Source organism: Streptomyces liliifuscus, from assembly GCF_016598615.1.
In the GTDB taxonomy this organism is placed as follows: domain Bacteria; phylum Actinomycetota; class Actinomycetes; order Streptomycetales; family Streptomycetaceae; genus Streptomyces; species Streptomyces liliifuscus.
This window is the reverse complement of sequence record NZ_CP066831.1, coordinates 2,699,319-2,713,389: the sequence shown is the minus strand read 5'-3', so window position 1 is coordinate 2,713,389 and position 14,071 is coordinate 2,699,319. Positions and strand designations below refer to the sequence as shown.

Sequence of the window (14,071 nt, the reverse complement as noted above, 5' to 3'; positions counted from 1 at the left end):
ACGGCAGTTCCAGTGACAGTCGGTTGAGTCATTTGGGGCTGCCGGGACGTACAACTGGTGTACGACTGAAGCACGGCTGAGGCCGATGGGCCTGGTGGGACGTGCGACCCGCGGTAACCGGATGTGCAAGTGCCGCTTGTCAGTTGTGCAGGAACCGTGAAAAACTCTGGTCCCGTCGCAGACGTCCCCCTCAACTCCCGTATTACCCAGGTGAGTTGACCCCGCTTGTGGATGCAGGTGAAGTCCCCACCCATGCCAGACCTGCCGACCCCTCAGGACGCCGCCGAGGCCACTCTGTTCTCGGAGTGCTGGGACGCGGTCCTTTCGTACGCCGATCTCTGTACCGGCGCCTCCACCCATGCCCGCCAACTGGCCTCCGAGGCGTTCTCGCTCGGCATACGCGAAGCGCGTGCCGCGGAGGCCGAGTCCGGCGGCAGGAACTTCGGGCGCCGGGCCCGCACACCCCGGCTGCCGCGAATACCGCTGCTCCTGACCGCCGTACGCCAGACCACCGCCATCTGGGAGGCGAAGGGCCAGGGCGATCGCCTCGACCCCGACCTCCGCCTGTGGCTCAACTCCGACCAGGCCGCCCGCTTCTCGGGACCGCCCCTGCACCGGCCGCTCGCCCTGCGCGGGCTCCGGGACATGCAGGAACCGGACGCCGCGCTGCTGTGGCTGGTGGAGGTCGAGGCGCTGCCCGTCACGTCCGTGGCCCGCCGGCTCGGGCTCGACCCGGAGGGCGCGGCCGAGGAACTGCATCAGGTGCGCGGAGTGTTCCGCGACCGCTGCCACCGCAACCACCTCGACACACCGCTCTCCGAGGAGTGCCGCAGCTACGCCCGGCTCCTCGACGCGGTCACCCGCTCACCCGCCGCCGAGGTACCGGACGACCTGTCCTGGCACCTCGCGCGGTGCGTCGAGTGCGCGGAGGCCGCCGCCTGTCTGCGGCTCGCCGGCGGAGGACTGCCCGCCGCGCTCGCGGGCGGAGTCATCGGCTGGGGCGGACTCGCCTACCTGGAACGACGCCGCAGGGCCGTCGAGTCGGGGCTCAGCCGCGGCGCGGCCGACGACGACCCGGACGAGCCGGACGGTGACGCGGCCGAAGGACGCCGCGCCCGCATAGGCAGGGTCGGACTGATCGTCGCCGCAGTCGGCGTCTCCCTGCTGGCACTGGCGGTCACGCTGGCGCCGTTCGGTGAGGACGAGGGCTCCGGCTCCCTGGAAGGGACGGCGGGCCGGGAGCCGGTGGGCCAGCAGGTCCCCTCGCTCGACCCCGAGCCATCGAGCACGGGGAACGGCCCGATCGCTTCCTCCACGACCTCCCCGCAGGCGTCCGCATCGCACACCGGGAAGACCGACGAGAACTCCGGTACGGGCTCCGCGTCGGAGAAGGAGCCACAGGGCGACTCCACATCCTCGGCCGAGGAGGACGGTGCCGACCCCAACCCCAGCGAACCCGCCGTCTGCCACGCCCGGTACGAACTGGTCAACGAGTGGCCCGACGGCTTCCAGGCCACCGTCACCGTCAAGTCCGACTACGCCCTCAACAACTGGCGCGTCAGCTGGACCTTCCCCGACGGCCAGAAGGTGACCCAGATGTGGGACGGCAACTTCGACCAGGACGGCTCCCGGGTGACCGCGAGCGCCGCCGACTACAACAAGTCGGTCGCCGCCGGCGGATCGTTCGCGGTCGGCTTCCTCGGCTCCTGGAAGCCCGGCAACGGCAACGCGGAACCGAACGAGTTCATGCTGAACGGCCGCAGCTGCACACACAGCTGAGGCCGGGCGGTAAACCGGTTGGCTCAGGTGCAGGAGAGAGCTAGGGTCGGACTGTTCTCATGGTGGGTGTCCACCATCGACATCATGTTGGCGTGATCAAGGAGGTGTGATCGATGGCTGTCATCGAGCCGGGCGCTGCCCGCATCCGGAAGTTCATCGAATCCACCTCTGTGGTCGCCGGCTGACATCCACCTTCTCCGCGCCTGAGCGCGCGCGGCCGGGGCCACCCTTCGAAGGGTCCCCCTTGTCTTCCTCTTCTTCACTTTCACTGTCTTCTTCCGCCCACCCGCTCGCGCCCTACGGCTGGGACGACGCGTGGGCTGCTGAATTCGGCCCCCACCTGGAGCGGGGGCTCATCCCGGGCCGAGTCGTACGGGTCGATCGCGGACAGTGCGATGTGATCACCGCGGACGGCCTCGTCCGGGTCGACACCGAGTTCGTGACGCCGCACGACCCGCTGCGCGTCATCTGCACCGGCGACTGGGCCGTCGTGGACGCAGGCGGGGATCCCCGCTACGTACAGCAGTACCTCCCGCGCCGTACCGCCTTCGTACGGTCGACCTCCTCCAAGCGCTCGGAAGGACAGATCCTCGCCGCCAACGTCGACTTCGCGATCATCGCGGTCTCCCTGGCGGTGGAACTTGACCTCGGCCGGATCGAACGTTTCCTGGCACTGGCCTGGGAATCCGGCGCACAGCCCCTGGTCGTACTCACCAAGGCGGACCTGGTACCGGACTCGGTGGGCCTGTCGTATCTGCTCCAGGACGTCGAGACGGCGGCTCCGGGCGTACAGGTGCTGGCCGTAAGTTCCACGGACGGGGACGGCCTCGACGTACTCGGCGCCGTAGTGTCCGGCGGAACCTCCGTCCTCCTCGGCCAGTCGGGCGCCGGCAAGTCGACCCTCGCGAACGCGCTCCTCGGCGAGGACGTGATGACGGTCCAGGCGGCACGTGACGTGGACGGCAAGGGCCGCCACACGACCACGACCCGGAACCTGCTCGTCCTCCCCGGCGGGGGCGTACTGATCGACACACCGGGGCTGCGCGGGGTCGGCCTCTACGACGCCGAGAGCGGAGTCGGGCAGGTCTTCTCGGAGATCGAGGAACTCGCCGCCTCCTGCCGATTCCAGGACTGCGCACACGAGGCCGAGCCCGGCTGCGCGGTGCTCGCTGCCGCGGGCTCCGGGGTGTTGCCCGAGCGCCGACTGGAGAGCTACCGGAAGCTGCTCCGCGAGAACCAGCGGATCGTGGCCAAGACGGACGCGCGGGTCCGAGCGGAGCTCCGAAAGGAGTGGAAGCGGAGGGGCGCCGAGGGGCGGGCGGCGATGGAGGTGAAGCGGGGGGCTAGGGGGCGCTGATTTCGCCTGCGGGCGTGCGGGGGCTGATCGCGCAGTTCCCCGCGCCCCTGGGGGGAGGGGGCTTGGGTCGGTTCTGTGCCTGCGGGTTCGTTGTGGCCGATCGCGCCGTTCCCCGCGCCCCTGGGTGGGTGGGGCCGAGTGCCGTCGGTCGTCTGCGGACCACGGTCGTCCGCCTGCCGATGGTCACGGGGGCGGTGCCGCGGCGGGGTATCCGTCCTCGGTCTGGCGCGACTGCGTGAGTTTCGAACAGGGTGCCCGGGGCGGACGCGCCATCCGCTGCGGGCGGACACCCCGCCGCGTCCCCTCGGGCCGTACGGCGGCGTGCGGCCGTCGTCCCACCGGGCCGCAGACGCCGACGCGCGTGGGGCGGGGCCGTGCCGGTGTGTCAGCGTTCGCGACATACGGCTCCCGCTGGAGACGGTGACCAATGAAACTCAGGGCCGTATGCCCCGCCGTCGCGAACGTGACATACCGGCACGGCCCCGCCCCACCCACGGACGGTGAGCGTCATGTCCGATTTCCGCCAGCCGGGTGGTCGGCGGTGTCGCAGACTGGAGGGGTGATTGACGAAGAGACCAGGTATGGAGCGGTGCGGAGCAGGGACGCCCGGTTCGACGGGGAGTTCTTCTTCGCGGTGGAGACGACGGGTATCTACTGCAGGCCGAGCTGCCCCGCGGTGACGCCGAAGCGGGAGAACGTCCGGTTCTACGCGACGGCCGCCGCCGCCCAGAGTTCCGGGTTCCGGGCGTGCCGCAGGTGCCGCCCGGACGCCGCGCCGGGTTCCGCCGAGTGGAACGTACGCGCGGACGTCGTGGGGCGCGCGATGCGGATGATCGGCGACGGGGTCGTGGACCGCGAGGGAGTCGCCGGGCTCGCCGTGCGGCTCGGCTACAGCGCCCGCCAGGTGCAGCGGCAGCTCACCGCGGAGGTGGGCGCAGGCCCGGTCGCCCTGGCACGGGCCCAGCGGGCCCACACCGCGAGGGTGCTGCTCCAGACCACGGAGCTGCCGATCACGGAGATCGCGTTCGCGGCCGGGTTCGCGAGTGTGCGCCAGTTCAACGACACGATCCGCACGGTGTACGCCTCGACACCGACCGAGCTGCGCGCCGCCGCACCCCGCCGGGGTGCCGCCTCGCGTCGTGCGGCCACCCCGTCGGCGGGGATCCCGTTGCGGCTGGCGTACCGCGGCAAGTACCAGGCCGGTGAGGTCTTCGACCTGCTGGCCGCCGAGGCCGTCGCCGGTGTCGAAGAGGTGACCGGCGGTGCCGGCTCCCGTACCTATCGGCGGACCCTGCGGCTGCCGTACGGCACAGGCATCGTGGCCGTCGGCGAGCGGCTGTCCGGCGCCTCCGCCCACGCGGGCGGCTGGCTCGACGCCAGACTGCACCTCACCGACCTGCGCGACCTGACCACAGCGGTACAGCGGCTGCGGCGGCTCCTGGACCTGGATTCCGACCCGTACGCCGTGGACGAGCGCCTGGGAGCCGACGAGCGACTGGCACCGCTGGTGGCGGCCAGGCCAGGCCTGCGTTCGCCCGGGGCCGCAGACCCGGAGGAACTGGCCGTGCGGGCCCTGGTAGGACGGGACGAGGCGGAGCGCCTGGTGCGGGCGTACGGGAAGCTGCTGGACGCGCCCTGCGGAACGCTCACGCACGTCTTTCCCGAGCCGGCCGCGCTCGCGGACACGGACGGCACGCTGGGCGCCCTAGCCACAGCGCTGGCCGACGGCAGCCTGAGGCTGGACCCGGGCGCCGACCGCGAGGAGGCACAGTCCGCGCTGCTAGCCCTGCCGGGCGTGGATCCACGGACCGTGGCACTGATCCGCACCCGTGCCCTGGGCGACCCCGACGTGGCACCACCGGACGAGGACGTCCCGGACGCCTGGCGCCCCTGGCGCTCCTACGCCCTGCACCATCTGAGAGTGGCCGACCGGACAGAACCAATGACCCCGAACGAGTTGGAAGAGCACCGATCATGACGAACGTCCACTACGCCGAGCTCGACAGCCCTGTCGGCCAACTCCTGCTCACCGCGGACGAGTCCGGAGCCCTGACCTCCCTCTCGGTCCCCGGGCAGAAGGGCGGCCGCACCGTCCAACCGGACTGGCGGCCCGCGCCCGAGCTCTTCGGGGACGCCCGAGAGCAGCTCACGGCCTACTTCGCCGGTGAACTCAAGGAGTTCCAGCTGGAGTTGAGGCCGAGCGGTACCGATTTCCGGGAGAAGGTCTGGGGCGCCCTCGACTCCGTCCCCTACGGGGCGACGACCACGTACGGGGAGATCGCCGCGCGGATCGGCGCGTCGCGTGTCGCCGTGCGGGCCGTCGGCGGGGCGATCGGCGCCAACCCGCTGCTGATCGTCCGGCCGTGCCATCGGGTGATCGGCGCCGACGGCTCGCTCACCGGCTACGCGGGCGGCCTGGAGCGGAAGCTCCAACTGCTGAAGCTGGAAGGCCGATAAGGGCCGCCCTACTCCTCCTCCAACCCCCAGCTGTGGATCCGCCGCGGGTGGATCCGGATCAGCTCCTCACTGAAGTGCGGGCCCAACTCATGGGGCCCCGTGAGGAGTTCGGCCTCGCCCCGGATGTCCACGCCGCGCACCTTCCAGGGGCGGAGGCTGACGATGTCGTCGATGACGAGGGCGACCTTGGGGTTCTTCTGGAGGTTGCGCCACTTCTTGGTGGTGCCCATGGAGTATCCGCCGATCAGGATCGTGCCGTCGTCCTGCGGATAGAAGCCCACGGGGTTCGCCTGCGGCTGCCCGTGCTGGTCCACGGTCGCCAGCCGGCCGAGTCGCTGGGACTTTAGGTACACCCGTTCGGCTTCACTGAATGCGGTCATAGCTGCAGCCAAACACGGATTTCATGTCCTCCGCATCGGATCCTGGCCCTAGGTCCCGGGACCCGACCCGGCCGGGCTCCGTCGGCGGAAGGCAGTGACGCATGGTCAGACAGACGCTGGTTGCCGTGGCCGGAGCGCTGACGCTCACGCTGATGGGTACGGGGGTCGCCCACGGAGGCCGGGAGCCCCTCGCGCGGACCGCCCCCGCGCACTGGACCGGCACGTGGGAAGGCTCCGCCTCCGGTACCGCGGCAGCCCTTCCCGGCGCCTCGATCCGCAACGTCGTGCACACGAGCGTCGGCGGCACGGCAGTCCGCGTACGGATCTCGAACCGTCTCGGCACCCTGCCGCTGGCCCTCGGCGGAGCCACCCTCGCCCGGCAGGTGCGCAACGCCCCCAAGAGCCCGGACGCCCTCCCCGGCACGATGCGCACGCTCACGTTCGGCGGGCGGAAGAAGGTGACCGTCCCGGTGGGCAGGGACGTGGTGAGCGACTCCGTGACGCTCGGCGTTCCGGCCGCCGCCAATCTCCTCGTCACCGTCCACACGCCCGGTGACTCGGGCCCGGCCACGTACCACCGCGACGCCCTGCAGACCAACTTCGTCGCCCCGAAGGGCAATCGGGTCGCCGATGTGAGGGGTACGGCGTTCACGGCGACCACGCGCTCCTGGTACTACGTGACCGGGGTCGACGTACGGCGGGCGGAGGCCACGAGGAGCGTGGTCGCGCTCGGGGACTCCCTCACCGACGGCTCAGGTTCGACGCCGAGTGCCAACCGCCGCTGGCCCGACCGGCTCGCCGAGCGGCTGCGCGCTCTGCCCGCGCGCCGGCAGCAGGGCGTCCTGAACGCGGGAGTGGCCGGGAACCGGCTGCTGCTTGAAGGCCGCGGGCCCAGCGCCCTGGCCCGGCTCGACGCCGACGTCCTCTCCCGCACCGGCGTGCGCACGCTGATCGTGATGGAGGGCATCAACGACATCAAGAGCGCGCCGAACCAGACCGACCCGGCCGCCCTCGGTGCCGCGTACCGCGAGATCGTGCGGCGCGCCCACGCCCGCGGCATCCGGGTCGTGGGCGCCACGCTCACCCCGTTCGGCGGCTACGGCGGATACACGGACAGGCGTGAGCGCGTACGGCAGGAGGTCAACCGGCTCATCCGTAGCGGTGGGCTGTTCGACGCGGTCGCGGACTTCGACGCCGTCGTCCGCGACCCGTCCCGGCCGAACCGCATGCTGGCCGCCTACGATCCCGGCGACCACCTCCACTTCAACGACGCGGGCATGCGGGCCCTCGCCGACAGCATCGACCTGAGGGTGCTGGAGGGGTAAGGACAGGTCACGGCGTGGCGGGCAGACCCCAGCGCGGGGCCTCCTCGTTCGGCTCGACCGGGGCGATGCGCAGGTCCGGCCGGTCGCCCTTGGCGGTGATGAGCGCCGACTCGCCCTTGCGCAGGGTGACTTGGATCGCCCCGTCGCCCGCGTCCTTGTACCGCAGGGGCCGCCCGTGTCCGTCCCGTACGTCGATCGCGCCCGCGATCCCATGCCGTACGACGCAGGGGGCGCCCGCCTCGCTGACGAGGCGTACCCAGCGGGTCTGCCCGCCCTTCCGTACCGCGCTGAGCAGGAAGGCCCCCTGGGTTCGGAAGTCGTGAACCGTCAGGTCGGCCCAGGCGGCGGGCAGGGCGGGGAAGACGCGGATGACGTCGCCCCAGGACTGGCAGATCATGTCGTGGACCGACTGGGCGGCGGAGAGCGGGGTCTCGATGACCGGGCCCGACTCCTTGTACATCGTGTTGGGCTGGATGAAGCGGTTCATCAGCTGACCCAGGTAGCTGAGCGCGTCCTCGCCCTTTCCGAGCAGCGCCGACATCGAGGCCGCGCCCGTGAACGTGTAGCCCTGGAGGGCGCCCTCGAAGCCGACCCAGTGCGCCAACGACTTCTCGATCAGGGCCTTTTCGTCCTGGGTGTCGCCCGTCAGCTCGTACAGCGGGTAGACGGCCAGGAGGTGGGAGTAGTGGCGGTGTGACTTCGCGAAGGGGATGTCCGCCCCGATCATGAAGCCGTTCGCGTCGGTGGGGTAGGCGGCCCGTTTGGCCAGGACCTCGCGCCAGCGGGGCGCCAACTTGTCGTTGATGCCGAGGAGTTCGGCGGATTCGAGGAGGGTGCGGCAGCCCCAGGTCAGCAGCATCAGGTCGTAGTTGCAGTCCCGCGAGTTGCCGCCGTACTCGGGTGAGAAGGTCGCCGGGAGGTGCAACTTGCCGTCCGCGCCCGGCTCCAGGAAGTGCAGGTAGTAGTTGATCGCCTTGCGCAGGAGCGGGAACAGGACGTCCCGGAGGATCGACTTGTCCATGGTGTGGCGGTAGCTGAGCCAGACGTTGTGCAGGGCCCAGGTGAGGTTGCCGACCTCGGGGGTCGGCGGGTCCTGGCCGGGGATGCCGACGCCGTAGCCGAGTACGGGGTCCGTCGCGCCGCCGTTGACCAGCGAGGCATCGGTGGTGCGCGGAATGCCCAGTGAGTCGCCGCGGTAGGCGGGCGCCATCTCGGCCTTGAGGTGGTCGCGGAACTCGCTCAACGACCTTGTCACGGCGTCGAGTTCGAGGTGGTTGGAGCCGTGGATCAGCCAGTACTCCAGCTGCACGTTCAGGTTCCACCAGGTCGCGGGCCAGGGTGTGGGCTCCAGCCAGGGGCCGCTGGTGGCCATCGCGGGGGCGTCACGACGGGCCGCGGACGCCGTCTTGTAGAGCTGGATCCAGTAGAAGCGCTGGATGCGCGCGTCCGGGAGGGAGAGGAAGCTCTTGCGGTAGAAGGCGTGCCACCAGGCGCGATGCGTCAACGCCAGTGCGTCGTACGGCAGGAGTGCGGTCGTGCGGACGGTGGTCAGGGCCTGCCGCAGTGCCGTCGACTTCGGGTAGGAGTGCGCGACGTTGACGTAGAGCGTCCGGCGGGAGCCTCGTGTCCGCTCCCGCCACGCTGTGACGTGCTGGCCGCCGGAGAGGAGCGGTTGAACGGCAGCGGACACGCCGTCGTGCTCGTCGATCTCGGCGGGCGGGTTGCCCGCGTATCCCGGCGGGATCGGCTTGAACGCGGCACGGGGGCTGATGGCGTCCGCCGGGTGGAACACCCACCGGAAGTCGCGCTCGCCCTTGCTCGGGGTCACCTCGACGGCGAGTACCGAGCGGGTGGTGTGGATCAGGCCGCGGATGGTGAGGGTGCCGCGGTCCGTGGTGAGCGTGCCGGTCAACTCGGCGTCGCGCAGCCCGAGTCGCCAGTCCAGGCCGGTGATCGCGCCCACCGGCTCCAGGGTGAAGTGGCCGATCGGCAGCCGCGCGAGACCGAAGAGGGAGCCGAACTGCGGGCGGTGGTCCTGCACTTCGGAGTGCTGGATGTTGAAGCGGACTGCCTCGGTCTCCCGGCCCGGTTCGGCGTAGATCCCGGAGCCGAGGAAGCCGTTGCCCAGGTACGGGCCCTCGTACCAGGTCTTCGGCATCTTCTCCCAGACCAGGTCGGCGTCGTCGAGGACGGCACGCCAGGGGTCGGAGGACGTGGAGGGGGCGTACAGGGCTTCGGGGGCGCTTCCATGGGCGGCCGCGCTCGCCTGTGCCGGGAGGCCGGTGGCGAGAAGTGTCCCGCCCAGGGCGGATCCGGTGGCGAGCACGGTTCGTCTGGACGGGCTGGGCATCGCGCCTCCTGGCGGCTCGTTCTACTGCGTGCACTCCGGAGATTCATCGGAGCTATCCCGAGACGCAACGTAGAGAAGGTGCAGGAAGCCGTCAATATAAAGGGAGAGATCCGATGTGTGGAGTGTGCGGAGCGGGATCACGGACCCCAGATCACAGCCCCCAGCCATGCCCCCGTGATCAGCAGGCAGGCGAACAGCTCCACCAGCACGCTCGTCCCGCCCGCCCGCATCACCGAGCGGACCGACGCCTTCGCCTCCCCGTGTCCGCCGAGCCGCAGCCGCTCGGCGAGATAGGCGCCGCCGAGATAGCCGGGTATCGCGCCCAGCACGGGCAGCAGGAAGAAGCCCAGCAGGGCCCCCACGCCCGCGTACGCCGCCATGCGCGGGGTGGCGCCGCTCGCGCGCAGCCGGCGCGGCGGCAGCTGCCAGCGGATCACCTGGGCGACGAACAGGACGGCCGTGGCGCCCACGAGTACGGCCCATGAGATCCCCTGCGGATCCTCGAACGCCCACCACAGGACCGCGGCCCACACCAGCCACGACCCCGGCGCGCCGGGTACCAGCACTCCGCTCAGGCCGAGCAGCAGCACCACACCGACCAGCAGGAGTTCCCACGCTCCCATCTGTCCAGAGTGCGGGAGAGCGGGCGAAATCGCAGGTCAGTCCTGTCGCTCCCGGGCCACCCAGCCCTTCTCGTACGTGTGCCAGCCCAGCTGGAGCCGGGTCGTCACGCCCGTCAGCTCCATCAGCCGCTTCACGCGACGCTGTACGGTCCGCAGGCCGAGATCGAGCTGTTTGGCGACGCTCGCGTCGGTCAGCCCGGCCAGCAGCAGGGAGAGGATCTCCAGGTCGGTGCCGTCCGGGCCGTCCCGCTCCTCCTCCGTGACCGCGTCGGGCGCGCCAAGACGCAGCGGCAGCGCGTCCCGCCACACCGCCTCGAACAGGCCCGACAGCGATTCCAGCAGCCCGCTCGCGTGGACCACGAGGGCCGCGGGCTCCAGGGTCCGCGAGGTCAGCGGCACCATGGCGAGGGCGCGGTCGGCGATCACGAGCTTGGTCGGCACCCTGTCCACGACCCGTACCTGCTCGTCGCGGCCGAGCGCGGCGGACAGCTCGGCGATGCCGTTCGGCAGGTGCAGCACCGACCTCTCGACGACCACGCGGTAGCGGACGCCACGGTCGGCGGCCTGCTCCTCCGCGTCGTTGTCGGTGCCGGAGACGACGACCGGGTTCCCGGTGACCAGGGCGCACACCTCCTCGCTCGCGCCGAGCTGGAGCTGCAGGAACCGCTGGGCGACCGCGGCCGCGCCGGTCACCACCTCGACCAGGTCGTGCGCGGCGGGCTCGACGGCCCGGGCGCGGTACTCCTCGGCGAGCAGCGCGGCCGCCAGTTCCGCCTGGTCCAGCTCGTGGCGCCGCTGGGTGAGCAGCGCGCCGATCGCGACACCGGGCGGCGCCGCGACCCAACGGCCCGGCCGGGCGGACGACTGGGCGGCCAGCCCGTGCCGTTCCAGCCGGCGCAGCGCGCGCTCGGTGTCGTGCTCGCCGAGGGTGAGCCGCCTCGCGAGATCGGGCACGTCCGCGGCGCCCACGGACACCAGCGCCCGGTAGGCCGACTCGTGTGTCTCGTCCAGCCCTATCGCTGTCAGACCTGTCGCTCCCGGCATACGGCGACGCCCCTCCCCGAAGACCCGGCCGTGGCGGAAAACGGCCACGGCGTAAAACCGCCTCGGCACATCATCCCCGTACCATCCGTCTCTCTGCCAAGGTGGCGCCACCGCAGCACGAAGCGCGGCCCGTGGCGAGGACCCGCCACGGACCGGGAGGGCCGAGTACGCGGTGGGTGGGTGCGGGGCGGCGGACGGGCCGTCACCACCGGGCACAGCTGTCCCTCAGGGAAGCGGGTCACACTCGGGGCCGAACCGGGTGACTCCCAGGAGAACTGGGGAACTCGGCCGTTCAGACCGTGACCCGGGTGTACGGCGTGCGCCGGGGCCCGCGGTCACACCGGCGCCGCCGGGCGGTTCTCCCGTGGGGGGTGGGATCGCCCGGCGGTTCGTATCGCCGTTCGACGCCCAACCCCGTGGCCGGTTTTTCCGGATGCACCGTTTTCATCCGGCCTCCGCGGTGGACAATTAGGGGCATGAGCCAGCAGGGGGAGAAGCCCACGGGTCAAGAGGACGACTGGTGGGGGCAGCTGTACGACGACTCCACGGGGGATACGGGGCCCGCGGCCGCGGCCGACTCCCTCGACGACCGTTTCGCCTCGGCGTCGGACACTCTGGGCGCCCCGGAGGCCGCGCCCCCGCCCACGCCCGTCGCGGGCCCCGCAATCCCACCGCCCCGCACCCGAACACCGACCGAACGCCGCCGCCTCGGAGCGGGCTCGAACCCGGCCGAGCCGTCCCCCGCCGACGAGGGGCCCACCCCCGACGGCCCCGCGGCCACCACCTTCGGCACCGGTTGGCCGGTCGCCGGCTGGGGCCTCCCCGACCGCCAACCACCGGAGCGCCCCGACGGCCCACGTCCTGGCGGACCTGAACCTGACGGCTCCGGGACGGTCGGGCCCGCGACGGGCGGACCCGTGCCGGGCGGTCTTGCGGGCAACGACCCTGCACGAGGCGGGCCCGCGGCCGGCGGTCCTGCGCACGGTGGCCCCTCGCCCCATGGGCCCGCAGGCGGCGGCCCCGTTCCCGGTGGGCCTGCGCGTGGCGGCCCCTCGCCCAACAGGCCCGCAGGAGGCGGGCCTGGGGCCGATGGACCGGCTGGCGCCGACGGGCCTGCGGCCGGAAGCGCGGCGCGCGGTCCGTGGGCAGAGGCCCCGCGCGGGCCCGCGCCCGGTGGTGAACCGGCGGCCGGCGGAGAGGCACTCCCGTCCGGCGGGCCGGAGAGTGACCCGCTGCGGCGCAGCGGACTTCAGCGGCAGCGGGCGCCCTGGGAGGCCCCACCCGCCGAACCACCGGGCCCGGCCTCTTTCCCACCGGACTCCCAGCCGCCCGTGTTCACGCCACTGTCCCCTCAGTCACCTGATCCGCAGCCATTGAGCTCCCAGCCCCCCGAGTTCCGACCGCTGGGCCCTCAGCCGCCCGAGTTCGAGCCGTCGAGCTCCCAGCCCCCCGAGTTCCGGCCGCTGGGCCCTCAGCCGCCGGACGCCCAGCCACCAGGGCCCCAGCCACCGGGGTTCCGCGCCGTGGTGCCCCGCAGTGGTGCGTCCACGGAGGCGCCCGGGGTCGGGACGCCCGCGTCGCGGACTCCCACCGGTGCCGATGCGTCGCCGCCGCCCGCCGGCGCCTCCCCGTATGTTCCGCCCGCCACCCTCGTCGACGCCCCGTCGGGTGCCCCCTCCGACCAGGGCCCCGTACAGGAACCCGTACAAGCGGCTGTACAGGCCCCCAACCTTCCCGCCCCCGTCGACTACGTGGGCTCGGGGCCGCCCACCTACGATGCCGAGCCGACCGCGCTGCCGCCCGCAGACGTGGACGAGCTCGATGATCTCGTGGCGGACACCGTGCTGGACGGGGCGGCGTACGGGACGTCCACGTTGCGGGCCGTGTCCGTGCGGGGGGACTCGGCGCGCTATCGGGGCGAGCCGCGCAGGGACTCCCTGCTCACCGCCCGCTTCGGCGTCGGGGACGGCGCCCTCGTGCTCGTCGCGATGGCGACCGGGGCCCGCGCCACCCCCGGCGCGCACCGGGCCGCCGCCGAGGCGTGCCAGTGGATCGGGCGGGCCGTCGGCCGCAGCCACGCGCGCCTGGCCGAGGACATCCGGGCCGCCCGGCGGGGCGACCTCAAGTCGGGACTGCACCGGCTCACCGACCGCAGCCTCGGCAAACTGCGGGCCAGCGCCGCCGAGCAGGGCATCGAACCGGAGGAGTACACCGCGAGCCTGCGCTGCCTCCTCCTCCCCGGGGACCCCGAGTGCCGCACGCGTGTCTTCTTCGGCGTCGGAGCGGGCGGCCTCTTCCGGCTGCGCGACGGCGAGTGGCAGGACATCGAGCCGCACGTCGCCGACACCACAGGCGAGGCCGTCGTCGGCTTCGGATCGCTGCCGCACGAGACCCCCGACGGCGACCGGCTCACCATGGACCTCGGCATCACCACACCCCCGAGCCCGTACGAACCGGCCCCCGAGCCGCCGCCCCGCGACCCGTTCCGCTTCCGGGCCTCCGTCGCCCGCCCGGGCGACACCCTCCTGCTGTGCACCAGCGGTCTCGCCGAACCCCTGCGCGGCGAACCCGGCCTGGCCGAACACCTCACCTCCCGCTGGTCGGACGGCGATCCGCCCGGCCTCGCGGCGTTCCTCGCGGACACCCTGGTACGGGTCAAGGGGTACGCCGACGACCGGACAGCCGCGGCGGTTTGGGAGGCGTAACCGCGCCCGCTGTGAATTCATGGGACATGAAAGGGCACCTGTGACAGCGAA

Annotated in this window: 10 protein-coding genes; 6 read left to right on the top strand and 4 right to left on the bottom strand. The window is 72.2% G+C overall.

The features are described from left to right. The first annotated feature begins 252 nt into the window (after positions 1–252). The 4 genes from JEQ17_RS11495 (at position 253) to JEQ17_RS11480 (ending at position 5,593) form a co-directional block, all read left to right on the top strand. Positions 253–1,779, top strand: coding sequence for a cellulose-binding domain-containing protein (locus tag JEQ17_RS11495; protein WP_200395158.1), 1,527 nt, complete (start codon positions 253–255; stop codon positions 1,777–1,779). Between the two features lie 244 nt (positions 1,780–2,023). After that, complete coding sequence (rsgA, locus tag JEQ17_RS11490) at positions 2,024–3,136, top strand: ribosome small subunit-dependent GTPase A (RefSeq protein WP_200395157.1); 1,113 nt, start codon at positions 2,024–2,026, stop codon at positions 3,134–3,136. 562 nt (positions 3,137–3,698) lie between these two features. Continuing rightward, the gene (locus tag JEQ17_RS11485; protein ID WP_325176330.1) at positions 3,699–5,114 is read left to right on the top strand and encodes a DNA-3-methyladenine glycosylase 2 family protein; all 1,416 of its coding nucleotides are present in this window, start codon (positions 3,699–3,701) and stop codon (positions 5,112–5,114) included. Next, on the top strand, positions 5,111–5,593 hold the full coding sequence (locus tag JEQ17_RS11480; protein ID WP_200395155.1) for a methylated-DNA--[protein]-cysteine S-methyltransferase: 483 nt from the start codon (positions 5,111–5,113) through the stop codon (positions 5,591–5,593). The genes JEQ17_RS11485 and JEQ17_RS11480 overlap by 4 nt, the downstream gene beginning before the upstream one ends. An 8-nt stretch (positions 5,594–5,601) precedes the next feature. Here JEQ17_RS11480 and JEQ17_RS11475 read toward each other — a convergent pair whose 3' ends face one another. Next, complete coding sequence (locus JEQ17_RS11475; protein ID WP_200395154.1) at positions 5,602–5,973, bottom strand: PPOX class F420-dependent oxidoreductase; 372 nt, start codon at positions 5,971–5,973, stop codon at positions 5,602–5,604. Positions 5,974–6,074: 101 nt separating this feature from the next. Between JEQ17_RS11475 and JEQ17_RS11470 the strand changes: the two genes are divergently transcribed. Beyond that, positions 6,075–7,298 carry an SGNH/GDSL hydrolase family protein gene (locus tag JEQ17_RS11470; RefSeq protein WP_200395153.1) on the top strand — a complete coding sequence of 408 codons (1,224 nt, stop codon included), beginning with the start codon at positions 6,075–6,077 and terminating at the stop codon, positions 7,296–7,298. A 7-nt stretch (positions 7,299–7,305) separates the two neighbouring features. Here the strand turns inward: JEQ17_RS11470 and JEQ17_RS11465 are convergent, their stop codons facing one another. From JEQ17_RS11465 to JEQ17_RS11455, 3 genes are all read right to left on the bottom strand, one after another. Beyond that, complete coding sequence (locus JEQ17_RS11465) at positions 7,306–9,648, bottom strand: glycosyl hydrolase family 95 catalytic domain-containing protein (RefSeq protein WP_200395152.1); 2,343 nt, start codon at positions 9,646–9,648, stop codon at positions 7,306–7,308. Between the two features lie 137 nt (positions 9,649–9,785). Then, positions 9,786–10,271, bottom strand: a complete 486-nt coding sequence (locus JEQ17_RS11460) for a DUF456 domain-containing protein (RefSeq protein WP_200395151.1) — start codon at positions 10,269–10,271, stop codon at positions 9,786–9,788. Positions 10,272–10,307: 36 nt separating this feature from the next. Next, complete coding sequence (locus JEQ17_RS11455; protein ID WP_200395150.1) at positions 10,308–11,315, bottom strand: helix-turn-helix transcriptional regulator; 1,008 nt, start codon at positions 11,313–11,315, stop codon at positions 10,308–10,310. Between the two features lie 476 nt (positions 11,316–11,791). Between JEQ17_RS11455 and JEQ17_RS11450 the strand changes: the two genes are divergently transcribed. Continuing rightward, positions 11,792–14,020 (top strand): protein phosphatase 2C domain-containing protein, encoded by a 2,229-nt coding sequence (locus JEQ17_RS11450; protein WP_200395149.1) that lies wholly within the window; start codon positions 11,792–11,794, stop codon positions 14,018–14,020. Positions 14,021–14,071 lie beyond the last annotated feature (51 nt).

Coding starts and splice junctions, on each gene's coding strand:
- JEQ17_RS11495 (WP_200395158.1), top strand. CDS start 253: ATGCCAGACCTGCCGACCCCTCAGGACGCCGCCGAGGCCACTCTGTTC.
- JEQ17_RS11480 (WP_200395155.1), top strand. CDS start 5,111: ATGACGAACGTCCACTACGCCGAGCTCGACAGCCCTGTCGGCCAACTC.
- JEQ17_RS11475 (WP_200395154.1), bottom strand. CDS start 5,973: ATGACCGCATTCAGTGAAGCCGAACGGGTGTACCTAAAGTCCCAGCGA.
- JEQ17_RS11470 (WP_200395153.1), top strand. CDS start 6,075: ATGGTCAGACAGACGCTGGTTGCCGTGGCCGGAGCGCTGACGCTCACG.
- JEQ17_RS11465 (WP_200395152.1), bottom strand. CDS start 9,648: ATGCCCAGCCCGTCCAGACGAACCGTGCTCGCCACCGGATCCGCCCTG.
- JEQ17_RS11460 (WP_200395151.1), bottom strand. CDS start 10,271: ATGGGAGCGTGGGAACTCCTGCTGGTCGGTGTGGTGCTGCTGCTCGGC.
- JEQ17_RS11455 (WP_200395150.1), bottom strand. CDS start 11,315: ATGCCGGGAGCGACAGGTCTGACAGCGATAGGGCTGGACGAGACACAC.
- JEQ17_RS11450 (WP_200395149.1), top strand. CDS start 11,792: ATGAGCCAGCAGGGGGAGAAGCCCACGGGTCAAGAGGACGACTGGTGG.